Raw genomic sequence first — 24,695 nt, forward strand, 5'->3', positions numbered from 1 at the left:
CTCCGGCGCGCCCGCTTAACGGCGGCGCGCCGGAGGCGTAACCGCCCGGCCTCCTCCTGCGGTCAGGATCAGGTCATGCTCGACCAGATGACCCTGTATCCGATCGCCGACGACGTGCTGTTCGCGCCGGGCGGCAAGGTCGTGATCCGCACCTACGGCGTGGCGCCGGCCACCGCGGGGGCGACCGTCTCCTACCGGACCTGGGTGACCGGCCTGCGCGACCAGCCCCGCTACTGGCACTGGGGCCACTTCGAGGACGCCGCCTCCGGGCACCGCAGGGTGCTGGAGTGGCTGACCGGCCGGGGACCGCAACCTTCCCAGACGCCCGCCTGATCGCTATCCTCAGGCCAAGCAACCGCTTGGTAGAGGAGGCGTGGTGCGGCGCGCGATCCACCTGATCGAGGAGGTCGACTTCCGGCCGATGAACTCCAGGCGTCCCCTGGAGTACCTCACCTGGCTGACCCGCTACAAGCGCGAGGACGAGACGCGCACCGCGCCGTCGCTCACCTCCGGCATGTCCATCAGGTCCCGCGAGATCGACCTCGTCGGCGCCTTCTACGCGGTCGGCATCACCGGCCATCCGCAGTTCAAGGCCGTCACCCTCTGGGACTGCCACGGCGGCTGGGACGGCGGCTGGCGGCAGATGATGGAGATCTACCAGGGCGTGGACCAGCGCCTGTTCCTGTCCGACATCGACGACCTGCGCTTCTCCGCCTTCTCCCGGCCGCTCGGCGCCGCACCCGGCTGCCCGCCGCTGTCCGCGGCTCCCGCCGCCGAGCTCTACCTCTTCGAGAGCGCCCGGGTACGCCCCGGCGCCGCCCTCGACTACCTGCACGCCGTACGCACCGAGCGCGCGCCCGTCCTCGCCGAGCACGGCCACACCCTCGCCGGCCTGTACGAGGTGCTCTTCTGCGACACCGAGGTGGTCACCCTGTGGGCCGTCTCCCTGGACGACCACCTGGCCACCCAGCGCGCCAGGGACGCGGCGCTCGGCCTCGACGACGAGGTGGCGCCCGACTCCCGGCTGCTGGACTGGGGAAAACGGGCTCGCGACTATCTGGAAGGCCGCTGGCGTGAGACGCTTCTGGCACCCTTCCCCGGTTGCCGCCTGGCTCCGGGAGGACCGCCGGCCTAGCGTCGGCCGCGGAGGTGGTCATGTCAGACTCATACCTCTACAACGGGCAGCGACCGGACGATCACGTCGCCTCATGCCCCGACTGCGGTGCCGCCGTCGCCCTGCTCGACCAGCCCGGCACGGCCGTCGCGCCGCCGCCCGCGTTGCGCGCGGCCGTGCTGTCCATGGCGCGGCGCCGCCGCAGCCCCGCCGCGGTGGGCGTGGCCGGCGTGGCCACTCCCTACGCCGAGCAGGTCGCCGTCATGGACGAACTGCTCGCGGAGCTGAGCGCACCGCAGTGGGAGGCCCCGATCGCCCGGCACGGCACCGTCAGGGGGCTGGTCGAGCACCTGACCGCCAACGACGCGACCGTGGCGGGGTTCATGGGCCTGCCGGGCCGCGACGCGGGCGCGTCCCCGCACCGGCGCTGGCGCGAGCAGGCCGGATCCCTGCTGGAACGGGTCTCCGCCAGCAGCGAAGTGCTCATGGGGGTGGAGGTCTCCCTGGCCGGCGCCCGCCCGGCCCGCGCGCCGCTGCGCCAGGCCATGATCCAGCGCACGTTCGAGACCTGGACGCACGCCGACGACATCAGGGCCGCCACCGACCGCTCCCGCGCCGCGCCGCGTCCCGAGCACGTGCACATGATCGCCGAGTTCGGGCTCGCGCTGCTGCCGCGCGCGATGAAGGGCCCGCGCCGTGACGTCTCCGCCACCATCGTGCTCACCGGCCCGGGCGGCGGCACCTGGACGATCCCGCTCTCGCCCGCCTCCGACCACGTCGCCGTGCTCATCTCGGCGGACGCGGTCGGCTTCTGCCGCCTGCTGGCCGACCGGTGGCCGCCGGGCTCGTTCCCGTACGCCGCCGAGGGCGACCCCTCCCTCGCCCGTGACCTGATCCGCGCCGCCGCCACGCTGGGATGCGACCGATGAGCGACATGGACCTGTGCGCACGGCTGACGGCCGGCGACCTCGACGCCCTGGCCGAGGCCTACGACCTGCACGGCTCGTACGTGTTCGGGGTGGCGGCCAAGGTCACCGGCAGCCAGGCGACCGCCGAGGAGATCACCCAGAACGTGTTCGTCGCGCTCTGGGAGAGCCCGCAGACCTACGATCCCGGCCTGGGGTCGCTGCGCGGCTGGCTGGTGAGCCGGGCCCTGCACGAGTCGGCCCTGCGCGCGAAGGTCGGCTGACGCGCCCGCTCGGCCCGCCCGTTCCGGTCGGTGGCGGGCCCGGTCGGCGGCTCAGCCGACCGGGGCGTTCCAGGTGGTGAGGACGGGTTCGGCGTGCTCGAAGCCGAGCCGCGAGTACGTGCCGGTGTCGAGCTTGAGCAGCCTGCCCTCCTCGGGGGCCAGGCCCAGCCAGCGGGCGGCCAGCACGCGCAGGAAGTGGCCGTGCGCCACCACCGCCACCCGGCCGTCGGCCTCCCGCGCCCGCGCGATCACCCGGTCGGCGCGGGCGGCCACCTGCGCGGCGCTCTCGCCCGGATGATCGGCGTCGCCGGGGATCACGCCGTCGCGCCACAGGTACCAGCCGGGCCGGTCCGCGCGGATGTCGGGCGTGGTGATGCCCTCGTACCCGCCGTAGTCCCACTCCCACAGGTCGGGGTCCACCTCGTAACCGCTCAGGCCGGCCAGCTCCGCCGTGCGCCTGGCCCGCTGGGCGGGGGAGACCAGCACCAGGCCGAACGGCTCCTTCACCAGCGGCGCCAGCGCCCTGGCCTGCTCCTCGCCGTGCTCCGTCAAAGGCAGGTCGGTACGGCCCGTGTGCCTGCCCGCCTTGCTCCACTCGGTCTCACCGTGCCGGAGCAGCAGCATCTCGTTCATGGTCCCATCATCGGGCACGGCCGCTCGCGCGGTCGCGTCAGGTGGCCAGCTCCTCGACGACGGGCTCGAACGCGGCCAGGTCGCGCTCATGATGCACCACGAAATACGAAATATCGTGCTCATCCCGCCAGTAGCGGAGTTTGTCGGCTATGTCGTGACGGGTGCCCAGGAGCACCTGGGGTGTCCCGTCCAGGACGGAGCTGTCGGCCGCGCTCCACGCCTCCTCCGGCTTCCGCTCGCCCGCCTGCATGACGCTCGTGCCCAGCTCCAGCCGCGCGTACCGGTCGCCCGCCGCCTCCCGTACGGCGGCGAGCTTGGCCAGCAGCGCGGGCCGCCCGCCGTCCGCCGCGTCGGGCCCGCTCCCGTCCGGCAGCACCCGCGTGCCGATGTTCACCACGTCGGCCTCCTCGGCCGCCAGCCGCACCATCCTGGCCCCGCCCGCGCCGATCACCAGCGGCGGGCCCGGCCGCTGCACGGGCTTGGGCCGCTGGTCGAGCCCGGAGATCCGGTAGTGCCGCCCCGCGAAGTCGAACGGGCCCTCGCCCCAGAGCCCTCTGAGCACGGCCAGAGCCTCCCGCAGCCGCTCGATCCTGACGCCCGGCGGGGCCAGCTCCAGCCCGGCCCCCGCGTAGTCGCCCGCCATCCACCCGGTGCCGATGCCGACCTCCAGCCGCCCGCCGGACAGCACGTCGAGCGTGGCCGTCTCCTTGGCCAGCACGGCCGGATGGCGGAAGTCGTTGGCGAACACCAGCGTGCCGACCCGCAGCCTGATGGTGGCGCAGGCGGCGGCGGTCAGGGCGGCGATGGGGGCGAACCTCGGCCCCACCAGGTGGTCGGGGACGAGCAGCACGTCGAACCCGGTGTCCTCCAGCCGCCTGGCCTTGTCCGCCCACTCCTTCGCCGACGCCGCGTCCCGTACGACCGCCCCGAACCTGAACCGCCGCATCGGCGCGCCCTTCGCTGGACCAAATGCTTGCTTGGATCTTAGCCGCAGGGTCGAGGCGGGGGGAATGCCGTCGGAATTCGGGGACCGCCGTGGTGGGGGCGGCTGTCCGAGCACGTCGGCGACGAGCCGGCCGGACCACAATCATCGCCCCGCGTCTTACCAAGCGCTTGCTTTAAGTGCAGACTGGCCCCATGGAGATCCCCGTGCGCCAGGCGAGCGACGACGAGGCGGCGTTCTTCCATGAGCACGGATGGGTCAGGCTCGGCCGGCTGGTCGAGCCGGACCTGGCCGCGGAGCTGCGCGAGCGGGCCCTGCGCCGGCTCGATGCCCGGTCCAGGAGCCACGAGACGCTGGTCGACCAGGCGTTCGGGCAGTCCAGGGACATCGCGGCGAGCGACGAGCTGTTCGGCGCGCTGACCCTCAGCCCGGGGATGGGCCGCACCGCCGTCCGGCTGCTGCGCGGCGTCCGCGCCGTCCGCGTCCAGGTGACGAACCTGCTGGTCAAGGAGGCGGGGGAGCACGGCGCGACCGAGTTCCACCAGGACTTCCCCTGGATGCCGATGGACCGCTCGGCCATGCTGACCGTCTGGCTCGCCCTGGCCGACGTGCCGGCCGACATGGGGTCGCTGCGCTTCTACAGCGGCTCCCACCGTCACGGCCTGCTCGGCCGCAGCTTCACCCGGCCCGGCGACGACCAGCTCAGCCAGCACCCCTGGCTCAAGGAGCTGGAGCTGTCGCCGCCGCTCGACCTCAAGGCCGGCGACGCGACCGTGCACCACGCGCTGACCGTGCACGGCGCCCCCGCCAACCGCCATGACCGCCCGCGCCTGTCGTTCACCGTCACCTACTTCGACGCCGACGCCCTCTACACGGGCCTGCCCTACCGGCAGACCGACGGGCTCGGGCTGCGGGTGAACCAGCCGTTCGAGCACGAGAGGTTCCCGTGCCCGAAACCGTGAGAGGCCCGGTCGCCGAGCTCGGCGCGACGCTCATGCACGAGCACGTCTTCGGGCTGAGCCCCGAGATCCTGTGGAACTGGCCGGACCTCCCCGAGGACTGGGACCTGGAACGGCGGGCCCGCGAGGCGGCGGGCAAGCTCGACGCGCTCAAGGCCGAGGGCGTGGACACGATCGTGGACCTCACCGTGGTCGGGCTCGGGCGTTACGTCCCCGCGGTGCAGCGCGTGTCCGAGCTGACCGAGGTGAACATCGTGGCCGCCACCGGCCTCTACACCTACGACGCGCTGCCGCCCTACTTCGGCAACCGGGGCCCGGGATCGTTGTTCGGCGGGCCGGACCGGCTGGCCGAGTTCTTCGTCCGCGACCTCACCGAGGGCATCGGGCGCACCGGCGTCAAGGCGGCCATGCTCAAGTGCGCCTCCGACCACCTGGGCATGACCAAGGGCTGCGAACGGGTGTTCAGGGCGGTCGCCGAGGCCCACCTGGAGACCGGCGCGCCGATCACCACCCACTCCCACAGCGCCTCCAAGGGCGGTCTGGAGCAGCAGGACCTGCTGGAGTCGCTGGGCGTGGACCTGACCCGGGTGGTCATCGGGCACGCCGGCGACTCGACCGACGTGGCCTATCTGGAGGAGCTGGTCGCGCGCGGCTCGTACCTGGGCATGGACCGGTTCGGCATCGAGACGATCAGCCCGTTCGAGGACCGGGTGGCGATCGTGGCGGAGATGTGCGCGCGCGGCCACGCCGGCCGGATGGTGCTCGGCCACGATTCCTACTGCTTCAACGACCGCTTCGACGCCGACGTGGTCCGGCGCCGGCATCCCCGCTACCACCTGCTGCACGTCTCCCGCGACGTGCTGCCCGAGCTGCGCCGGCGGGGCGTCACGGACGACCAGATCCACCAGATGCTGGTCGGCAACCCGCGGAGGATCTTCGCATGATCGAGGACTTCGACGTCACGTCGGACTGGCACGTCGCCGCCCCCTACGACTTCCTGCGGCGGCTGCGCGCCGGGTCGCCGGTGTTCAAGAGCGAGCACCTCGGCGCGTACGTGCTGACCCGCCACGCCGACGTGCGGGCCGCGTACGGCGACCCGGCGAGCTTCTCCTCCGAAGGCTCGCTGACGATCTCGCGCAGCCTGACCCGGGAGACGCGGGAGAAGCTGGGCGAGCACGGCTCGTTCCTGTCCAGCTTCGTGGCCAACGTGGACCCGCCGGACCACACCCGGCTGCGCCGGTCGGTGTCCAGGGCGTTCACGCCGCGCGCGGTCGCCGCCCTGGAGCAGCGCTTCCGCCGGCTCAACGAGGACCTGCTCGACCGGGTGGCGCCGCGCGGGCAGGCGGACTTCGTCACCGAGCTCGGCCACGAGCCGTCGATCAAGCTGACCGCCCGCTTCATCGGGGTGCCGGAGGCGGACGAGGCGTTCGTGCAGGCGCACGTCAAGGACTGGTTCCAGCTGTTCCTGTCGCCCCAGCCGCCGGAGCGGCAGCTGGAGCTGGCCGGCAGCTTCCTGGACTACCTCGACTACGTGGACCGGCTGGTCGCCGCCCGCGCCAAGGAGCCGCGCGACGACTTCACCTCCCTGATGACCGCGCTCATCGGCGCGGAGCTGACCCACCGCGAGGTGGTGGAGCTGATCTCCACGATCCTGCTCGGCGGCAACGACACCGTCCCGAACCAGCTCGGCAACACCGTGCTGCGGCTGCTGCGGGAGGGTGTCTGGCCGGTGCCGGGTGCGCTGCTCGCGAACGCCTCCGAGGAGTGCATGCGCATCGACGGCGCGTCGCTGGGCTCGTTCCGGTACGCGGCGCGCAAGATCGACCTGCACGGCGTGAGCATCCCGGCCGGCGCCCTGGTGCTGCTGTCCACCGACTCGGCCGGCCACGACGAGAGCGTCTTCCCCGATCCCGACCGGTTCGTGATCGACCGGCCGAACGCGGCCGAGCACCTGGTCTTCGGCTACGGCATCCACTTCTGCGTCGGTGCCGCGCTCGCCCGGCTGCAACTGCGCACCGCGCTGGAGGTGCTCGGCCGCCGTCTGCCCCGTCTGCGGCTGGTGCCCGGCCAGGCCGTCGCCTACCGCAGGTCCATCGTCGGCCGTGGCCTGTCGTCGCTGGCGGTGGAGTGGTGAGCGGGCGCTTCGACGGGCGCGTGGCGCTCGTGACCGGCGCCGGGTCCGGCATCGGCGCCGCCTGCGCGGCCCGCCTGGCCGCCGAGGGGGCCTGCGTCGGGGTGCTCGACCTGCGCTCGGCCGCCGCCCGCGCCTGCGCCGCCGGCATCCGCGCCCACGGCGGCACCGCGATGGCGCTGACCTGCGACGTCTCCGACGAGAAGCAGGTGGAGGAGGCCGTCGCGCGGCTGGTGGCCTCGTTCGGGCGGGTGGACGTGCTGCACTCCAACGCCGCCGTGCTCGACCCTGACGTGTACGGCCGCGACGGCGGCCTGGAGGACCTCGACACGGCCGTCTGGGACCGCACCATGGAGGTCAACCTGCGCGGGGCCATGCTCATGGTCAAGCACACGGTGCCCGCCATGCGCGAGGGGAGCGCCATCGTGCTGACCTCGTCGGTGTCGGCGCTGGTGGGGGACGTCGCGCACGCCGCGTACGGCGCCTCGAAGGCGGCCCTGATCGGCTTCACCCGCTACGTGGCCACGATGTACGGCTCACGCGGCATCCGCTGCAACGCGGTGGCCCCGGCCCTGGTCCTCACCGAGGCAGCCCGGCGCGTGATGACGCCCGCCCAGCTCGCCGACAAGGCGGCCGAGCGCCTGCTGCCGTGGGCCTGCACGGTCGAGGACGTGGCCGGCCTGGTGTCCTTCCTGGCCTGCGCGGAGTCCCGCTGCCTGACCGGCCAGACCCTCGTCCTCGACTCGGGCACCCTCGCGCACCGCCCGCAGCACGCCGTCCAGCAGTGGCGGGATCGTCAATGACCCGTCGACGCCGCTGACGCCTTCTTCCCGGAACGTCCCCTATGGTGGCTTTGAGCTGATCTAGGAGGACGTATGGAGCCGGTGGCGGTCGGGCTGGTCGGAGCGGGGCCGTGGGCGCGGATGGCACACGGGCCGATGCTGGCCAAGGGGCCGCACACGCGGCTGGCCGGAGTCTGGGCCAGGCGCCCCGAGAGCGCCGCCGAACTCGGCGCGCCCGTGTTCACCAGGATCGAGGAGCTGTTCGAGCACTGCGAGGCCGTGGCGTTCTGCGTCCCGCCCGCCGTCCAGGCCGAGTACGCCGCCCGCGCCGCCCGCGCCGGCAAGGCCCTGCTGCTGGAGAAGCCGCTGGCCGACTCCCTCGACAATGCCCGCCGCCTGGCCGAGGTCATCGCCGAGACGGGCGTGCCCTCCCAGATGGTGCTCACCCTGCGCTACGCCCGGCAGACCCGCGACTTCCTGGCCCGCTGCGCCGAGATCGAGCCGTTCGGCGGCCACGCCGTCAACATCTCCGGCGTGCTGCTCGGCGACCACCCCTTCGCCACCCCCTGGCGGCTGGAGCGCGGCGCGCTGCTCGACGTCGGCCCGCACATCATCGACGTGCTGGACGCCGCGCTCGGCCGGGTCACCGGGGTGCGCGCGCACGGCAGCTCGCTCGGCTGGACCGGCCTGCTGCTCGAACACGAGAGCGGGGCCGTCAGCGAGGCGTCGCTGTGCATGGCCACCGCCGGCGAGGCGCCCCCGTCCACCATCGCCGTCTACGGCCGCACCGGCAGCGCCGTCCTGCCGCCCTTCGACGACGACCCCCTGGAGACGATCGCCGAGGAGTTCGCCAGGACCGTACGCCAGGGCGGCCACGCCCTCGACGCCGCCCACGGGCTGCGCCTCCAGCGGATCATCGCCGAGGCGGAGGCTCAACTCACCCCTTGACGCGGGCGGCATCTGGAGAATTGATAGCGTACGTCCGACGCGCAGAGCGCAGCGAAGTCCGGTGCGAGTCCGGCGCTGTCCCGCAACTGTCATAGCCAGGTCGCCTGCCTCCGCGCTGACGTCATCAACCCTCGTGGAAAAGGGTGATCCGTCGCTCATCGCGGGTCTCTCGGTTCCGAACAGTGTGAAAGGACCACTCGTGAGGCCCGTACGCACGGCCTTCGCGGGCGCGCTGCTGGGAACGCTCGTCCTGGCCGGTTGTGGCCAGACCGGCGGCACCACAGCCTCCCCGTCCGCGCCCCCCGCCACCTCCGCCAACGCCGCCCCCTCCAGCGCCGCCCCCGCCGCCGGTTTCCCCGTCACCGTCGAGGCGGCCAACGGCAAGGTCACCATCGCCGAGAAGCCGAAGCGGATCGTCTCGCTGTCGGCCACCCACACCGAGACGCTCTTCGCCATCGGCGCCGGCCCCCAGGTCGTCGCCGTGGACGACCGGTCGAACTACCCGCCCGAGGCGCCCAAGACCGCCCTGTCCGGCTTCAAGCCGAACGTCGAGGCCATCGTCGCCCAGAAGCCCGACCTGGTCGTCGTCTCCGACGACCTCGACAAGGTCGTCGCCGAGCTGGGCAAGCTGAACGTGCCCGTCCTGCACCAGCCGGCCGCGACGAACCTGGACGAGGCGTACGAGGAGATCACCGAGCTCGGCGCCGCCACCGGCAACGAGGCCAAGGCCGGCGAGATCGTCTCCGGCATGAAGACCGCCCTGGGCAAGCTGGCCGCCGAGGCCCCCAAGGACAGCAAGCTCACCTACTACCACGAACTCGACCAGACCCCCTACGCCGTCACGTCCAAGACCTTCATCGGCCAGGTCTACGCCATGTTCGGCCTGACCAACATCGCCGACGAGGCGCCCGACGCGGCCGGCGGCTACCCCAAGCTGTCGGCCGAGTTCGTGGCCCAGGCCGACCCCGACCTGATCTTCCTGGCCGACGTCAAGTGCTGTCAGCAGAGCAAGGAGACGCTGGCCGCCCGGCCGGGCTGGAAGAACCTGTCCGCGATCAAGAACGACCGGGTCGTCCAGCTCGACGACGACCTCGCCTCCCGGTGGGGCCCGCGCGTGGTCGAACTCGCCGAGTCCATCGGCGCGTCCGTGACCGCCGCGGCCAAGGCGGGCGCGAACTGACGTGGTGAGGCAGGCGGGCCCGGCGAGGGCCAGACCTCTGTGGGTGGTGTGCGCCCTGGGCCTGCTGGCCGTCTCCATGATCGCCGGTCTGCTCGACGGGGCGGCCGACATCTCGCCCTGGCAGGTCGTGCTCCAGATGGCGGACTGGCTGCCGTTCGTGCACGTGGACTCGGGGCTGGCGCCGGTCGAGCAGGGGCTGCTGTTCGAGCTGCGCCTGCCCAGGGTGCTGGTCGCCGCCGTGGTCGGCGGGCTGCTGGCCATGGCGGGCGCCGGCTACCAGGGCGTCTTCCGCAATCCGCTGGCCGACCCCTACCTGCTCGGCGCCGCCGCCGGCGCGGGGCTGGCGACGACCGCGGCCATCGTGCTGCTGCCGTCCGTGGCGGGCAGCATCCCCGTGGCCGCCTTCCTCGGGGCCGTGGGGGGCGTGTTCCTGGCGTACACGCTGGGCAACACCGCCGGGCGGGCCGGCGGCACGGCCACGCTCGTGCTGGCGGGGGTCGCGGTCACGTCGTTCCTGACCGCGATCCAGACGTTCATCCAGCAGTTCAAGGTCGAGGAGCTGCAGCGGGTCTACGCCTGGATCCTCGGCGACGTCGGCGGCGGGTGGGACCAGCTCTGGCTGGTCCTGCCGTACGCCGCCGTCTCCTCCGTGCTGCTCCTGCTGCACGGGCGGATGCTCGACGTGCTGTCCGTCGGCGACGAGGAGGCCGGCAGCCTCGGCGTGCGGGCGGCCCGCGTACGCCTCACCGTGCTGCTGGCCGCCTCCCTGGCCACCGCCGCGGCCGTGGCGGTCAGCGGGCTGATCGGGTTCGTCGGCATCGTCATCCCGCACGTCGTGCGGCGGCTGGCCGGCGGCTCGTACCGGATCGTGCTGCCCCTGTCGATGATCGGCGGGGCGGCGTTCCTGGTGCTGGGCGACCTCGTCGCCCGCACCGTGATCGCGCCGGCCGAGCTGCCGATCGGCGTGGTGACGATGTTCGTCGGCGCGCCGTTCTTCGTCGCCGTCCTGCGCGTGACCAGGCGGGCGGCCACATGATCAGCGCACACGGACTGTCGGTACGGCTCGGGCGGCGCGAGGTGCTGTCGGGCGTGGACCTCGACGTGCGCCGCGGCGAGTGGTGCGCCGTCATCGGGCCCAACGGGGCCGGCAAGTCCACCCTGCTCAAGGCCGTCATGGGGCTGGTCGCGCGGCGGGGCGAGGTCGTGCTCGGCTCGCGGCCGGCCGCCGCGCTCAAGCCGCGCGAACGGGCCAGGCTGGTGGCGTACGCGCCGCAGACGCCCGCCCTGCCGCCCGACATGACGGTCTTCGACTACGCGCTGCTGGGACGCACCCCGTACATCCCCTACCTGGGACGCGAGAGCCGGCACGACCGGTCGGTGACGGAGTCGGTGCTGGCGCGGCTGGACCTGACGGAGCTGGCCATGCGCCGCGCCGGCGAGCTGTCCGGCGGCGAACGGCAGCGCGTGGTGCTCGCCAGGGCGCTCGCCCAGGAGGCCCCCGTGCTGCTGCTCGACGAGCCCACCACCGCGCTCGACCTCGGGCACCAGCAGCAGGCCCTGGAGCTGATCGACCGCCTGCGGCGGGCCGACGGCCTCACCGTCGTCACCACCCTGCACGACCTCACCGTGGCCGGCCTGTACGCCGACCGCCTCCTGCTCCTCGCCGAGGGCCGCGCCGCCGCCGCCGGCGAGCCCGCCCAGGTGCTGACCGAGGACCTCGTGGGCCGGCACTTCGACGCGCGGGTGAAGATCGAGCCGGGGCCCGACGGGCGGCCCGTCGTGCACCTGGTCAGAGGAGGACCGTGAAACTCACCTACCGGACGGAGGAGGGGGCCCGGCTCGGGTCGCTGCTCTGGGAGTTCGGGCCCGGCTGGCGGATGATCTCCTCGGCGATGCTGGGCGGCGGGATCGGGGCGCGCGAGTGGGTGCTGAACGCGCAGGTGGTGGCCGGCTATGCGCGGATGGACCCGGCCGACCACCTCGCCGCGCTCGGCCCCGCCCGCGGCGACGGGGTCGGGATGATGACCGCCGCCTCCGTCGACCGGTACGTCCGGGCCGCGGACGGCGGCGCCGAGGCGTACGCCACCGTGGGCCTGCGCGTCCCCACCTGGGCCGCCGCCCCCGAGGGGCACACCGATCCCGAGCTGGCCCCGATCAGGGTGGGCACGATCAACATCGTCGTCGTCCTGCCGGTAGTCATGACGGACGCGGCACTGGTCAACACGGTGATGACCGTCACCGAGGCGAAGTCCCAAGCCATGATCGAAACCGGCTTCCCGGGTACTGGGACGGCGTCCGACGCGGTCTGCGTGGCCGTCCCCGCCACCGGCCCCCAGGAGGTCTTCGGCGGCCCCCGCTCGGAGTGGGGCGCCCGCGTGGCGCGGGCGGTGCACACGGCGGTGCGCCGTGGCGCCGAGGCGTGGCGGCCCGGTCACTTAAAGTGAGTTTTTTCGGGGAAGTAGCATGTGGGCGAGAGCGAGACTCCCGATAATGAGTGGGTGACCGCAATGGCGACGATCGAACCGAAGACCGGCACGGCCGCTGAAGAGCCGACGACGAGGCGCACGGTTCTCTACGGTGCGCCGCCGTTCACTGTCGACGACCTGCTCAAGTTCCCCGACGACGGGAACCGTTACGAGCTCTTCAACGGGAGCCTACTAGTGAGCCCTGCCCCGACCCCCCAGCACCAGGATGCGATCTTCCTGTTGCAGACGATTCTCCACCAAGCGGCTCCGCCGCATATGAAGGTGTACTCCACCGTCAACGTGCGCGCCTCCGACAGCGATCTCTATATCCCCGACCTAGTGGTGGTGCCGAAGGAGAGAGCCAGGTCGGTGCGGCTCATGTTCGCTCCCGAGGACGTGCGCCTGGCGGTGGAGGTGGTCAGCCCGAGCACGAGAACCCGTGACAGGGCGATCAAAGCTACCGCATACGCCGCGGCGGGCATCCCCGCCTATTGGCGGGTGGAGCTCGACGAAGGGCCGAAGCTCTACGTCCACGAGCTCGACGACGACTCCTACCGGGGGCCCACTGCCCACGAGGCCGGGGCCAAGGTCAGCCTTTCACAGCCTTTTCCCGTCATTTTCGACCCCGCCGATCTGACCGACTACTGAAAGCTGACGCCGTAGTCGCGGCCCGCGCCCTCCGGTGAGACGCGGCCGGCGTCGAGGTCGGCCAGGAGCGCCTCCGGATCCCGTTCCCCCGGCGGTCCCAGCCCGCCGCCGCCCGTCGTCTCCACGATGAACGCCTCCCCGGCCGCGAACCGCACGTTGTTCACCTTGGACGCCAGCCGCTCGACCGTCCCGTCGAGCCGCCGCCGGTAGAAGCCGCCCAGCCGCCCCGGCAGCCCGCCCTCCCGCCCGGGAGGCGCCAGGCGCAGCCGGTCGCCACGGGTCGTGACGTGACAGTCCGCCAGGAACCGGTAGACCGTCCGCGAGCCCAGCCCGCCCCGCCGCCGTCCTGGGCCGCCGGAGTCCTGGATCGTCTCGATCGACTCCACGATCAGCGGGCAGCGGCTCTCCACCGGCTCCACCTGCGGCACCGAGTTGCGGCCGATGCCGAAGTGCACGCCCGTGGCGTCCGGCCCGTCCAGGTCCCTGCGGGCGCCGACGCCGCCGAAGTCGTACGACAGGTGGATCCAGTACGGCGCCCCCACCGCCGCGATCGAGAACGGCTGCAGGATCCCGCTGGCCGCGATGGCCCGCTCCGGCACGGCGTCCGACATGGCCTGGAAGACGGCCTCCATGGCGGCGTAGATGGGCACGTACCGCCCGCCGCACGGGTAGGGGGAGCGGGCGTTGAGCAGGGAGCCCTCCGGCAGGCGCACGTCGATGGCGCGCAGGCAGCCCTCGTTCATGGGGATCGCCGGATCGAGGAAGCAGCGGATCGCGAAGACCGCGGCGGCCAGCGACTGCGAGGCCGAGGCGTTGATCGCCGCCGGTACCTGCGGGTCCGTGCCGGCGAAGTCGAGCACCGCCGCCCGCCCGCCGAGCGTGACGGCCACCCGGACGTGGTGCGCCCTGTCCTGCTCGATCCCGTCGTCGTCGATCGGGTACGCCGCCGCGAACCTGCCCTCGGGCAGCTCGGCCAGGGCGGCCCGGGTCCTGGCCTCGGTGTGGTCGAGGTAGTCGGTCACGCCTTCGGCCAGGCCGCGCACGCCGTACTCGGCGATCAGCGCCTCCATCCGGGCGGCGGCCACGGCCGTGCCGGCCACGAGGGCCCTGACGTCGCCCATCACCTTGTCGGGCGTGCGGCTGTTGGCCTTCAGTATCGCCTCGACGGCCGGTTCGAGCCCCTGCTCGGTGGCCAGGCGCACCGGCGGCAGCTGCAGGCCCTCGAGGAAGATGTCGGTGGCCAGCGGGGCCATGCCGCCCGCCGAGAGGCCGCCGAGGTCGGAGACGTGGATCATGGTGGCGGTGAAGTAGGCGGGCGCGTCGCCGGCCCTGTCCCCGGTCTGGGCGAAGACGGGGCGGAAGACGAGCAGGTCGTTGGTGTGGACGCCGCCGCGGTAGGCGTCGTTGAGCGCGTACACCTCGCCGGGGCGCATCGTGTCCAGGGGGAAGTCCGCGAGCAGCTCGGGCAGCGCGACCTTGAGCGCCATGCTGTTCATCAGCGTGGTGGCCATGGACTGGGCGATCAGGCGGCCCCGCGCGTCCAGCACGGCGGCCGAGGCGTCGGAGCCCTCCACGATGAACGTCGAGTACGCCGAGCGCACCACCACGATGCTGGCCTCCTCCGCCGCCACGACCAGCGCGTTGCGCAGCACCTCCGCGGTCAGGGGATCGGTCATCGGCGGATCTCTCCGCTCCTGGTGAGGTGGACGGCCAGGCCGGGGGCGAGCGCCGCGCTCCAGCCGGGCGGGACGACGATCGTGGACTCGGAGTCCTCGACGACCGCCGGTCCGCGCAGCCGGCCGGTGAAGGTGTCCCTGGTGTGCACGGGGACCTCGGCGTAGCCCCCTGACTCGGGGAAGTACGCCCTGCGCGTGCCAGGCCCGGGTGGGCGGGGACTCGGAGCGGGTTGCGGTGCGTCAGAGGAGCCGGACTCTGGAAGGGGCTGCGGCGCGTCTGACGGACGGGGCTCTGTGGCGAGCCCCGGCGGGCCGGACGGGTGCGGCGCGGGAGCGGGTCGCGCCGGGCCGGCCGGGGTGGTCACGCGGACCCGGTAGCTCACCAGCTCGATCTCCCCCCGCTGCTCGATCCCGTACACCCGCGCGTACCGCGAGAAGAACCGCGACTCCAGTTCCCGCCGGTCGGGCGTCCAGTCCACGGTCAGATCGTGCGACTGCCCCTTGAACCGCGCGTCCACCGACCGCAGCACCCGCACCTCCGGTGCCGACAGCGAGACCCCGAGGTCGGCGGCGGCGTCCGCGGCCAGGCCGGTGAGCAGGGCGGCCGGATCGAGGGCGTCCAGACGGGACAGGACGCGGTCCGCGCACAGCTCGCCGGCCGGCAGTCCGGCCGCCGAGGCCACCCCGCAGTACGGCGGCACCACCACCGTCGAGATCCCGAACCGCTCCGCCACCCGCGCCGCGTGCATCGGCCCGGCCCCGCCGAAGGCCACCAGGGCGAAGCCGCGGGGATCGATGCCCCGCTGCACCGTCACCACGTGCACGGCCGAGGCCATGGAGGCGCTGACGATCGAGTGCACCGCGTACGCGGCCTGCTCGCGCGTCACGCCGAGCGGCCCCGCCAGCCGGTCCAGCGCCTTGTCCGCCAGCGCGGGCGACAGCGGGATCGAGGCCGAGGAGAGGTAGCCCAGCACCAGGTTCGCGTCCGTCACGGTCGGCTCGGAGCCGCCCAGGCCGTAACAGGCGGGCCCGGGGGAGGAGCCGGCCGAGCGCGGGCCGACCCGCAGCGCGCCGGCCGGGTCGAGCCAGGCCACGCTGCCGCCGCCGGCCCCCACCTCCGCCAGGTCGATGGCCGGCGTCTTGACGGGCACGCCGGTGCCCGCCCTGCGCCCGCCGAAGCTGCCCTTGCCGCCGACGTGGAACTCGTGGGTGATCTCCGGCCGCCCGCCGCGCACGACGCAGGCCTTGGCGGTGGTGCCGCCCATGTCGAACGAGATCGCGTCCGCGAACCCCGCCGCCGCGGCGAGCGGGGCCGCCGCCAGCACCCCCGCGGCCGGGCCCGACTCGATCGTGGCGACGGCCCGCCGGGCGGCCAGTTCGGCCGAGACGACGCCGCCGCTGGACTCCATGACGTGGATGGGCGCGCGGATCCCCAGCTCCGTGAGCCGTTCGCGCAACCGGGTGAGGTAGGAGGCCATCAGGGGGCCGATGTAGGCGGACATGATCGTGGTGGTGGCGCGCTCGTACTCGCGGATCTCCGGCCAGATCTCCGAGGAGGTCACCACGTCCGGGATCCGCTCGCGCAGGATCGCGGCCACCTGCCGTTCGTGGTCCGGGTTGGCGTACGCGTGCAGCAGGCACACCGCGGCCGAGCCGATGCCGCGGGCGGCGATCTCGGCGGCGGCCCGGCGCGCCGAGCCGGGGTCGAGCGGGGTCAGCACGTCACCGCGGGCGGAGACGCGCTCCACCACCTCGAAGCAGTCGCCGGGCGCCACGGGCGGAGGGGGCGGGGTGAAGCGCAGGTCGTAGCGGTCCTCCTCGACCCGGGCGTAGCGGCCGAGCGGAATGGCCGCCCGAAAGCCCTGAGTCGTGACATAGGCGACACGTACACCCGTACGTTCGAGCACCGCGTTGGTGGCCAGCGTCGTGGCGTGCACCACCCGCGTGACCTGCGCCGGGTCCCGGTCGCCGAGCGCCCGCGTAACGCCGGTGAGTATCCCCGCGATGGGGTCGTAGTGGGTGCTCAGACATTTGGCCACGGAGATCGCGCCGGACGTGTCCCGAACGACAACGTCGGTGAAGGTACCGCCGACGTCCACGCCGATCGTGTAACCCATTCACGTACGTTATGTCCCCGAGCAAGCGCTTGTCTATGTAGTGGTCTATTGACTTACGGCAGGTGATTGGGACGCTGGTCCTAGGTCCTGCGTTTGGAGCGGAGAGATGGCGCGCCTCACAGCTCTTTTCACCGGCGTCGCGGCGGCACTGGCGCTCACCGCGCTGCCGGTCGCGGCGCACGAACACCCGAGCGGGATCACCGACCTGGTGAGCCCCGCCGTCGTACGACTGGAAGCCGTGTCCCACGTGGAGATCACGCTGCTCGATCACGTCAGCGAGCTGAAGCATGTGGAGCGGTCCTATGACGTCCCGTTCGCCCAGGGAACCGGAACGGTCGTCAGCCCCGACGGCACCATCGTCGCCCTGAGACGGCTGGCGGTGAACCCGGACGACGTGGCCGTCTACGCGGCCAACAAGATCTTCGCCGAGCACCACAAGGTGAAGATCCCCGACGACTACAAGAAGCACAAGCTCTCCGACGACCTGCTCGACCGCCATCTCCAGGACTGCTACCCGCCCAAGAGCAGCACCGCCACCTGCATCATCGACGTCACCACCGAGATCACGGCCTTCCCCAACGTCTCGCCGGCCAGCGCGGAAGGGTTCAAGGTCAAGTGCATCAAGGCCGGCCCCGACCCCGACAGCCCGGCCGTGCTCGTGCCGCTGACCCCCGCCACGGGCGGCGTCGGCATGCCGACCGCGCCGCTGGCCGACAAGGTGCCCGAGCAGGCGGGCTCACCCACGAACGTGGCCGGCTTCCTGGGCCGGCCCGGCCCGAACGTCGCGCACACCGTCGAGATCGCCCACCTGGCCGCGGGCGGCGCGGCGGGATCGGGCGGCCGGCCGTTCGCCGACCCGGACAAGAAGGTCGACGAGCCCGTCAAGCTGGGCGGCCTCGCGGACAAGGGCCTGGTCGGCGCGCCCGTCATCGGCGACAAGGACGGCCACGTCATCGGCATGCTCGTCGGAGGCGGAAAGCAGGGCCGGATGATCGGGGTCAGGGAGATCACCGGCATCCTGGCCGCCGCCAAGGTGGTGCCGCGCCGGGGCGCGATCGACACGGCGTTCGAGGCGGCGCTGACCCGCTACCACACGCAGTACTACACCGAGGCCGCGCCGGGCTTCCAGCGCGTGCTGGAGCTCTACCCCGGCAACGTGGTCGCGGCGGGCCTGCTCAAGACCTCGCTGGCCAAGCGCGGCGGCCCGGAGGACCAGGGCACCAAGCAGGCGGTGAGCGAGCCCGTGCGCTCCACGCCGCTGTGGCCCTTCATCCTGGCGGCCGGGATACTTTTCATAGCCGCGGCCGGTGGAGCGTATCTGCTGTGGCGTCGCCGCTCTCCTGAAACACCGACGGAACTGCCAGAGCCGCTGGCGGCCGGTCCACCGCTCGACGACGGCGCCAACCAGACCGTGGTCGTCCGGCGGTCCCAGTCGTTCCAAGTGGTCCCGCAGCAGCAGCAGGTGATGACCGCGCCGGACCCGGCGATCAAGTACTGCACCTCGTGCGGCATGAGGCTCGGACCGGCGCACCGCTTCTGCGGCTACTGCGGCCACCCCATCGAGACGTGATGCCATTGAACGAAAGATCGCTCATCGGCCAGGAGGTGGCCGGGTACTACATCGAGGACATCGTCGGCAAGGGCGGCATGGCCGTCGTCTACCTGGCACTCGACCCGAGGTTGAGCCGCCGGGTGGCGCTGAAGATCCTCAACCCGGTGCTGAGCGTCGACGACCGGTTCAGGCAGCGCTTCATCCTGGAGTCCAGGACGGTCGCCAGCATCGAGCACCCCAACATCATCCCGATCTACGAGGCCAACGCCGACGCCGACGGCGTCCTCTACATCGCCATGCGCTACGTCGACGGCCTCGACATGCGCCGGCTCATCTACGACCGGGGCCCGCTGCCGATCGGCCAGGCGAACCAGATCTTCGCCCAGGTGGCCGCCGCGCTCGACGCCGCCCACGCCCACGACCTGATCCACCGCGACGTCAAACCGGCCAACATCCTGCTGGCCGGCGACCACGTCTACCTGACCGACTTCGGCATCACCAAGCACCGCTCGTCGATCTCCGGGCTGACGCAGACCGACCAGTTCATCGGCACACCCCGCTACATGTCGCCCGAGCAGATCAACAAGGAGCACATCGACGGCCGCTGCGACCAGTACGCCCTGGGCTGCGTGGTCTACGAAGGACTGTCGGCGCGGCTGCCGTTCCAGCGGGAGAACGACATCGCGCTGCTGTGGGCGCACCTGGCCGAGCAGCCCACGCCGCTGTCGCAGATCAGGCCCGAGCTGCCGCCGCAGGTCGACGCCGTGATGATGCGGGCGCTGGCCAAGTCGCCCGAGCAGCGCTACGCGAGCTGCACCGAGTTCGTGACCGCGCTGCGCGACGCGATCGGCGGGCCCCGCTACGACGCGTTCGGCGGGCCGGGCTCGGGGCCGCACCTGGTGCCCCGTCCTGGGACGAGCCCGCACTCCGGGCCGTACCCCGTGCAGCAACCACCCGCGGGCCCGATCTCCGGCCCGATCTCCGGCCCGATCTCCGGCCCGACCTCCGGCCCGACCTCCGGGCCGCACTCCCTGCCGCTGCCCCATCCTGCCACCGGACCGTCCACCGGCCCCGGCGCGGTGCCGCAGCAGGCCGCGTCGTTCCCCGGGGGGCCCGGCGCCGGAGGACCGGTCACGGCGGCCAAGCGGCCGGGACGGCTGCCGATCGTGGCCGCCACGCTGGTCGCCGCCGTCGCGGCGCTCGCGCTGGTCGCGTTCGTCATCCTCAACAACCAGGCCGAGACCTGGGCCCGCTACAAGACCAGCGCCGCCGCGCCGCTCACGTTCGAGTACCCGGGCGACTGGACCGTCCGCACCCACCAGGACCTCTTCGCCGTGGTCTCCCCGCACGCCACCGACTTCGAGCAGCTGTTCGTGGCCGGCCCCGGCGCCGACTGGTCGAAGATCACCCAGATCGTCGCCGACGACCCCGAGGCCGCCTCCGGCGTCTACGTCCAGGTCTCCGACACCCTGGACGCCAACGGCACCTCGGAGCTGATGAAGGCCAAGATGGAGGTGCTCCTGCCCGGACAGGTGAACGTCGGCAAGCCCATCCAGGACCAGGCGGGCGACAGCCCGGCCACCCGCTTCGACGGCAACCTGCACGACCCCGACAGCGGCACCACGCTCGCGTTCGTCAGCTACGTGATCGACCGCGAGCCCAAGACCATGCTTGTCATGTACTTCTGCGCCAGGACCACCTGCGACGACGCCACCCAGACCAGGATCAGGCAGAGCGTGCGCGTGTCCTGACTTGGAACTCACTTGCGCCCGGCTTGGCCGCCGCCTCCCGGCGGTGTTCAGCCGGGCGCGCGGCGTCTACCCTCCGGCGTGTGGGCATTCGCATAGTCATCGCCGACGATCAGGCGATGGTCAGGGCCGGGCTGCGCATGGTGGTCGAGAGCGACCCCGGCATGGAGGTCGTCGGCGAGGCGGCCGACGGGCGTGAGGCGGTCGCCGTGGCCCGGCGCACGCGGCCGGACATCGTCCTGATGGACATCTCGATGCCCAGGCTCGACGGGCTGGCCGCGGCCAGGGAACTGCTCGCCGTCCCGTCGCCGCCCAAGGTCATCACGCTGACCACGTTCGACACCGACGAGAACCTCCACGCCGCGCTGCGCGCCGGCACCAGCGGGTTCCTGCTCAAGGTCTCGCCGCCGGAGCAGCTCATCGAGGCGATCAGGGTGGTGCACGCCGGCGACGCGCTGCTCGACCCGGCCGTGACCAGGCGGGTGATCGCCTCGTTCGCCGGCCGCGCCGAGCCGCGGCCGTCGCCCGCGCTGGCTGAGCTGACGCCGCGCGAGCTGGAGGTGCTGCGGCTGCTGGCGCGCGGCCGCACCAACGCGGAGATCGCCAGGGAGCTGTACGTGGGGGAGGCGACGGTCAAGACGCACGTGGCCAGGGTGCTGATGAAGCTGTCGCTGCGCGACCGGGCGCAGGCCGTCGTCTTCGCGTACGAGACCGGAGTCGTGAGCCCCGGCGCGGCCTAGACCGTCTCACCATGCGGAAGGGTTTGGCGGGGCATGTCCGGGTTGTGTGTATATTTTTCGTCATAAGGCGGTAGAAACAGGAGATATTTCATGTCATCGTTCCCTCGGGTGCTGTTCGACGAAGCGCACAGCGAGTCGTGGACCGTCCGGCGCGAGGTGGCCGAGGCCATCAACCCCGCCCATCCCGACGACAACAGCTACGCCCGCGCGGCCGGGCTGCTGCGGCACCTGGGGCACGCGGTCACCGCCCGCACGCGGGGCCCGCTCGACGCCGAGGCGCTCGCGGACCAGGACGTCCTGGTGATCGCGCACCCGTCGGGCGAGCGCTGGGAGCGCACCACCGGGCAGGGCAGCCCGCTGTTCTCCGCCGCCGAGCTGGACGCCGTCGAATCCTTCGTCGCCGGGGGCGGCGGGCTGGTGGTGCTGGCCGAGGAGGAGCAGGACAAGTACGGCAACAACCTCAACGAGCTGCTGGCCCGGTTCGGGGTGCGGGTCGTGCACGGGACCGTACGGGACCCGGCGCACGCGTACCGGGGCGTGGCCACCTGGGTGCTGGGGGACCGTTCCAGCGAGTCGGGGCTGCTGGCCGGAGTGCGGTCGGCCTGCTTCTACCGCGCCGGCACCCTCGCCGTCGAGGGTGAGCCGGGTGCGGCCGCCGAGGCGCCCGAGGTGCTGTTCGCCACGTCGGCGGCGGCCGACCCGGCGGGCGCGCCGCTGGCCGTCGCGCTGCGCCACGGGCGCGGGCGGGTGGCCGTGTTCGCCGACTCCGACCTGTTCGGCGACGACTCCATCGACGACCACGACCACCGCACGCTCTGGGGCAACGTGATCACCTGGGCGGCCAGGGTCCCCGACGCCGAGGCCGGCCGGGCGCGGCACGAGGCCCCGGTGATCAGCGCCAAGGCCGCTCTGTTCGCCCGGCTCAAGGCGGCCGTGGAGGAACTGCGGCCGCTGCAGGCCAAGGACGGCTCGGTGCCGGCGGACAACAGACCGCGGGCCGGGGAACTGGTCGCGGAGATCGCCGGTCACGTGGCCGAGCTGCCCGAGCACTTCCCGCACGACGCCGCCTACCTCGCGGCCGTCCGCGCCGACCTGCTCAAGTGGGCCGGCCAGGACCTCGGCGTGCCCGACTTCCTCGACTCGCTCGACCGGTTCCACCCCGACACCCAGCGCCAGGACGGGCTGGAGCACGTCGTGCTCTTCCCCATGTACACGCAGAACGGCAACCCCGGCCGCAACCTGGAGGCCGTCTGGATCCGCACCATCTGGCCCGGCTGGCTGGCCGAGCTGGAGGCGGGCGGCTACGACAACCCGATGTTCGTCCCGATCGCGTTCGAGGACTTCACCTCCGGCTACGACACGCACTCCGCCGTGCTGTTCCCCGAGACGGTCGCGGTGCGCCGCGCGCCCGAGCGGTTCACCTGGGGCGGGATCTTCGCCGACCGCGAGGCCGCAAGGTTCCGGCGGGTGTCCAGGGCCGCCGTCGAGACGCTCCGGCTGGACCTGCCGCCGGACGCCGACCGGCTGCTGCGCTCGCAGGGGCTGGCCCAGGACACGTTCGTGCTGTGGGACCTGGTGCACGACCGTACGCACAGCCACGGGGACCTGCCGTTCGACCCGTTCATGATCAAGCAGCGGATGCCGTACTGGCTGTACTCGCTGGAGGAGCTGCGCTGCGACCTGACCGCGTTCGGCGAGGCGGTGAAGCTGGAGGCCCAGGGGGTGCCGCACGCCCGCTACGTCCAGCACGCGATCCTGTTCGACCGGCTGTTCAGGTTCCCGATCACCGGTGAGCGGGTGCGGAACTACGACGGGCTCGGCGGGCAGCTGCTCTTCGCCTACCTGCACCGCAACGACATCGTGCGGTGGACCGACAACCGGCTCACGATCGACTGGCAGCGGGTGCCCGACGGGGTGGCCGACCTGCGCGGCCTGGTCGAGAAGCTCTACCGCGACAGCATCGACCGCTCCAAGCTGGCGCACTGGCTGGCGGCGCACGAGCTGGTCAGCGCGTACGTGGCGCCGCATCCAGCCTCGGTCTGGGCCGCGGGCGTGCAGGCGCTGCCCGAGGAGCAGAAGGCCAAGGTGGACGCGGTGCTGCCGGACGAGTTCCCCCTCAGCATGTTCTACGAGGCGCTGCGCCGTAAGCTGGCCGACGTGGTCGAATCGACTAAGGGACTCCGAGCATGATCATTCTGGTGACCGGGGCCGGCGGGCCTACCGGTGCCGCTGTGTGCGGATATTTCGATAAAAAGGGTGACACCGTGATCGGCGTCGACAAGGACGACGTCGACCTGCTCGACCGCGCCGCCGTGGCCGAACTGGCCGCCCGCGTCGAGCGCGAGCACGGCCGCGTGGACGGCGTGGTGCACCTGGTGGGCGGCTGGCGCGGCTCCCGCTCGTTCGCCGAGACCAGCCTCGACGACTGGGACGTCCTGCACGACCTGCTGATCCGCACCCTCCAGCACGTCTCGCTGGCCTTCGAGCCGCTGCTGCGCCGCAGCGACAACGGCCGCTTCGTGATCGTCTCGGCCAAGGCCGCCGAGGCGCCGAGCGCCAAGGGCGCCCCCTACGCGGCGGCCAAGGCGGCGGCGGAGTCCTGGACGTTCTCCCTGGCCGACGCGCTCAGGGGGACCGGCTCCGCCGCGACGGTCCTGGTGGTCAAGGCCCTGGTCAACGACGCCATGCGCGCCGCCGACCCCGACGCCGAATTCCCCGGCTTCACCCACGTCGACGACCTGGCGGCGGCCGTCGGCGGCCTCTACGACCGCCCGGCCGCCGAGATCAACGGCACCAGATTGGACCTCACTTCTTGACTCCCCGGCACGACCCCCGCCTGAAGGCCTTCGCCAGCGACAACTACGCGGGGGTGCATCCCGAGATCCTCCAGGCCGTCGCCGCGGCCAACGGCGGCCACCAGATCGCCTACGGCGAGGACGTCTACACCGAGGCCATGCAGGCGGTCTTCCAGCGCCACTTCGGCGAGACGGCGCGGGCCTGGCCGGTGTTCAACGGCACCGCCGCCAACGTCGTCTCCCTGCGCTCCATGACCGCCCAGTGGGAGGCGGTGATCTGCGCCGAGAGCGCCCACATCAACACCGACGAGGGCGGCGCCCCCGAGGTGGCCGGCGGCATCAAGCTGCTGACCGTCCCCACGCCGGACGGCAAGCTCACCCCCGAGCTGATCGACCGGCAGGCGTGGGGCTTCGGCGACGTGCACCGCGCCCAGCCGAAGGTGGTGTCGATCTCCAACACCACCGAGCTGGGCACCCTCTACACCGCCGCCGAGATCGCCGCGATCTGCGCGCACGCCCACGACCTGGGCCTGCTCGTCCACCTCGACGGCTCCCGGCTCACCAACGCCGCCGCCGCGCTCGACGTCCCGCTGCGCGCGCTGAGCACCGACGCGGGCGTGGACGTGCTCTCCTTCGGCGGCACGAAGATCGGCCTGCTGTACGGCGAGGCCGTCGTCGTGCTCAACCCGGACGCGGCCACCGGGGTCGACTACCTGCGCAAGACGTTCATGCAGCTGTCGTCCAAGATGCGGTTCGTGTCCGTGCAGTTCGAGGCGCTGCTCTCGGGTGACCTGTGGCTGCGCAACGCCCGGCGGGCCAACACCATGGCGCGGCGGCTGGCCGATGCCGTGCGTGACATCCCCGGCGTGGAACTGGCCCGGCCGGTCGAGGCCAACGCCGTCTTCGCCGTGCTGCCGCGCGACGCCGCCGAACGGCTGCGCAAGCGGTTCCGCTTCTACACCTGGGACGAGTCCACGGGCGAGGTGCGCTGGATGTGCGCGTTCGACACGACCGAGGAGGACGTGGACGCCTTCGCCGCCGCCCTGGCCGAAGAACTGCGGGCGGCCGGCTGACG

Annotated in this window: 24 protein-coding genes; 20 read left to right on the forward strand and 4 right to left on the reverse strand. The window is 72.5% G+C overall.

Translation table 11 applies throughout. The annotated features are described in order from the left end of the window. The first annotated feature begins 75 nt into the window (after window positions 1–75). From B0I32_RS22115 to B0I32_RS22130, 4 genes are read left to right on the forward strand one after another with little or no spacing between them, the layout of a single operon-like run. Window positions 76–333 (forward strand): hypothetical protein, encoded by a 258-nt coding sequence (locus tag B0I32_RS22115; RefSeq protein ID WP_106242400.1) that lies wholly within the window; start codon window positions 76–78, stop codon window positions 331–333. A gap of 43 nt (window positions 334–376) precedes the next feature. After that, a complete protein-coding gene (locus tag B0I32_RS22120) occupies window positions 377–1,135 on the forward strand; it encodes a hypothetical protein (protein ID WP_181307654.1) in 759 nt (252 codons plus the stop codon). Between the two features lie 20 nt (window positions 1,136–1,155). Then, on the forward strand, window positions 1,156–2,043 hold the full coding sequence (locus tag B0I32_RS22125; protein WP_146178267.1) for a maleylpyruvate isomerase family mycothiol-dependent enzyme: 888 nt from the start codon (window positions 1,156–1,158) through the stop codon (window positions 2,041–2,043). Further along, window positions 2,040–2,303, forward strand: a complete 264-nt coding sequence (locus tag B0I32_RS22130; RefSeq protein WP_181307656.1) for a sigma factor — start codon at window positions 2,040–2,042, stop codon at window positions 2,301–2,303. The genes B0I32_RS22125 and B0I32_RS22130 overlap by 4 nt, the downstream gene beginning before the upstream one ends. A 51-nt stretch (window positions 2,304–2,354) precedes the next feature. On the opposite strand, the gene B0I32_RS22135 is transcribed toward B0I32_RS22130, so the two are convergent. Both B0I32_RS22135 and B0I32_RS22140 read right to left on the reverse strand, forming a co-directional pair. Then, window positions 2,355–2,936 carry a histidine phosphatase family protein gene (locus tag B0I32_RS22135; protein WP_106242411.1) on the reverse strand — a complete coding sequence of 194 codons (582 nt, stop codon included), beginning with the start codon at window positions 2,934–2,936 and terminating at the stop codon, window positions 2,355–2,357. 37 nt (window positions 2,937–2,973) lie between these two features. Further along, complete coding sequence (locus B0I32_RS22140) at window positions 2,974–3,882, reverse strand: TIGR03621 family F420-dependent LLM class oxidoreductase (protein ID WP_106242414.1); 909 nt, start codon at window positions 3,880–3,882, stop codon at window positions 2,974–2,976. Between the two features lie 191 nt (window positions 3,883–4,073). On the opposite strand from B0I32_RS22140, the gene B0I32_RS22145 reads away from it, so the two are divergent. The 10 genes from B0I32_RS22145 (at window position 4,074) to B0I32_RS22190 (ending at window position 12,992) form a co-directional block, all read left to right on the forward strand. Continuing rightward, window positions 4,074–4,841 carry a phytanoyl-CoA dioxygenase family protein gene (locus tag B0I32_RS22145; protein WP_106242416.1) on the forward strand — a complete coding sequence of 256 codons (768 nt, stop codon included), beginning with the start codon at window positions 4,074–4,076 and terminating at the stop codon, window positions 4,839–4,841. Then, window positions 4,826–5,782 (forward strand): phosphotriesterase family protein, encoded by a 957-nt coding sequence (locus tag B0I32_RS22150; RefSeq protein ID WP_106242419.1) that lies wholly within the window; start codon window positions 4,826–4,828, stop codon window positions 5,780–5,782. The genes B0I32_RS22145 and B0I32_RS22150 overlap by 16 nt, the downstream gene beginning before the upstream one ends. Then, window positions 5,779–6,972, forward strand: a complete 1,194-nt coding sequence (locus B0I32_RS22155) for a cytochrome P450 (protein WP_106242422.1) — start codon at window positions 5,779–5,781, stop codon at window positions 6,970–6,972. The genes B0I32_RS22150 and B0I32_RS22155 overlap by 4 nt, the downstream gene beginning before the upstream one ends. Continuing rightward, window positions 6,969–7,772: an SDR family NAD(P)-dependent oxidoreductase gene (locus B0I32_RS22160; protein WP_181307658.1), complete on the forward strand. Its 804-nt coding sequence runs from the start codon at window positions 6,969–6,971 to the stop codon at window positions 7,770–7,772. Before B0I32_RS22155 ends, B0I32_RS22160 begins: the two co-directional genes overlap by 4 nt. 72 nt (window positions 7,773–7,844) lie before the next feature. Continuing rightward, a complete protein-coding gene (locus tag B0I32_RS22165; RefSeq protein WP_106242424.1) occupies window positions 7,845–8,699 on the forward strand; it encodes a Gfo/Idh/MocA family protein in 855 nt (284 codons plus the stop codon). A 199-nt stretch (window positions 8,700–8,898) separates the two neighbouring features. Then, the gene (locus B0I32_RS22170; protein ID WP_106242427.1) at window positions 8,899–9,879 is read left to right on the forward strand and encodes an ABC transporter substrate-binding protein; all 981 of its coding nucleotides are present in this window, start codon (window positions 8,899–8,901) and stop codon (window positions 9,877–9,879) included. Window positions 9,880–9,955: 76 nt separating this feature from the next. After that, a complete protein-coding gene (locus B0I32_RS22175; RefSeq protein WP_106242794.1) occupies window positions 9,956–10,915 on the forward strand; it encodes a FecCD family ABC transporter permease in 960 nt (319 codons plus the stop codon). Beyond that, complete coding sequence (locus tag B0I32_RS22180; RefSeq protein WP_106242430.1) at window positions 10,912–11,685, forward strand: ABC transporter ATP-binding protein; 774 nt, start codon at window positions 10,912–10,914, stop codon at window positions 11,683–11,685. The genes B0I32_RS22175 and B0I32_RS22180 overlap by 4 nt, the downstream gene beginning before the upstream one ends. Further along, window positions 11,682–12,323: an adenosylcobinamide amidohydrolase gene (locus B0I32_RS22185; RefSeq protein ID WP_106242433.1), complete on the forward strand. Its 642-nt coding sequence runs from the start codon at window positions 11,682–11,684 to the stop codon at window positions 12,321–12,323. The genes B0I32_RS22180 and B0I32_RS22185 overlap by 4 nt, the downstream gene beginning before the upstream one ends. A 63-nt stretch (window positions 12,324–12,386) precedes the next feature. Further along, entirely contained in the window at window positions 12,387–12,992 is a 606-nt protein-coding gene (locus B0I32_RS22190) for a Uma2 family endonuclease (RefSeq protein ID WP_106242436.1), read from the forward strand. Here B0I32_RS22190 and B0I32_RS22195 read toward each other — a convergent pair. Continuing rightward, entirely contained in the window at window positions 12,986–14,668 is a 1,683-nt protein-coding gene (locus B0I32_RS22195; protein ID WP_106242438.1) for a hydantoinase B/oxoprolinase family protein, read from the reverse strand. The genes B0I32_RS22190 and B0I32_RS22195 overlap by 7 nt on opposite strands. Next, on the reverse strand, window positions 14,665–16,785 hold the full coding sequence (locus tag B0I32_RS22200) for a hydantoinase/oxoprolinase family protein (RefSeq protein WP_106242440.1): 2,121 nt from the start codon (window positions 16,783–16,785) through the stop codon (window positions 14,665–14,667). The genes B0I32_RS22195 and B0I32_RS22200 overlap by 4 nt, the downstream gene beginning before the upstream one ends. Window positions 16,786–16,891: 106 nt before the next feature. Here B0I32_RS22200 and B0I32_RS22205 point away from each other — a divergent pair, with 106 nt between their 5' ends. The 6 genes from B0I32_RS22205 (at window position 16,892) to B0I32_RS22230 (ending at window position 24,693) form a co-directional block, all read left to right on the forward strand. After that, complete coding sequence (locus tag B0I32_RS22205; protein ID WP_106242443.1) at window positions 16,892–18,355, forward strand: zinc ribbon domain-containing protein; 1,464 nt, start codon at window positions 16,892–16,894, stop codon at window positions 18,353–18,355. Next, complete coding sequence (locus B0I32_RS22210; RefSeq protein WP_106242445.1) at window positions 18,355–20,088, forward strand: serine/threonine protein kinase; 1,734 nt, start codon at window positions 18,355–18,357, stop codon at window positions 20,086–20,088. Before B0I32_RS22205 ends, B0I32_RS22210 begins: the two co-directional genes overlap by 1 nt. Before the next feature lie 80 nt (window positions 20,089–20,168). Further along, window positions 20,169–20,825 carry a response regulator gene (locus tag B0I32_RS22215; RefSeq protein ID WP_106242447.1) on the forward strand — a complete coding sequence of 219 codons (657 nt, stop codon included), beginning with the start codon at window positions 20,169–20,171 and terminating at the stop codon, window positions 20,823–20,825. Between the two features lie 90 nt (window positions 20,826–20,915). Next, window positions 20,916–23,015 (forward strand): DUF6421 family protein, encoded by a 2,100-nt coding sequence (locus B0I32_RS22220; RefSeq protein ID WP_106242450.1) that lies wholly within the window; start codon window positions 20,916–20,918, stop codon window positions 23,013–23,015. Further along, entirely contained in the window at window positions 23,012–23,641 is a 630-nt protein-coding gene (locus B0I32_RS22225; protein ID WP_106242452.1) for an SDR family NAD(P)-dependent oxidoreductase, read from the forward strand. Before B0I32_RS22220 ends, B0I32_RS22225 begins: the two co-directional genes overlap by 4 nt. Beyond that, complete coding sequence (locus B0I32_RS22230) at window positions 23,638–24,693, forward strand: threonine aldolase family protein (RefSeq protein ID WP_106242454.1); 1,056 nt, start codon at window positions 23,638–23,640, stop codon at window positions 24,691–24,693. Before B0I32_RS22225 ends, B0I32_RS22230 begins: the two co-directional genes overlap by 4 nt. Window positions 24,694–24,695: the final 2 nt, after the last annotated feature.

It is taken from the genome of Nonomuraea fuscirosea (assembly GCF_003001935.1).
GTDB lineage: Bacteria > Actinomycetota > Actinomycetes > Streptosporangiales > Streptosporangiaceae > Nonomuraea > Nonomuraea fuscirosea.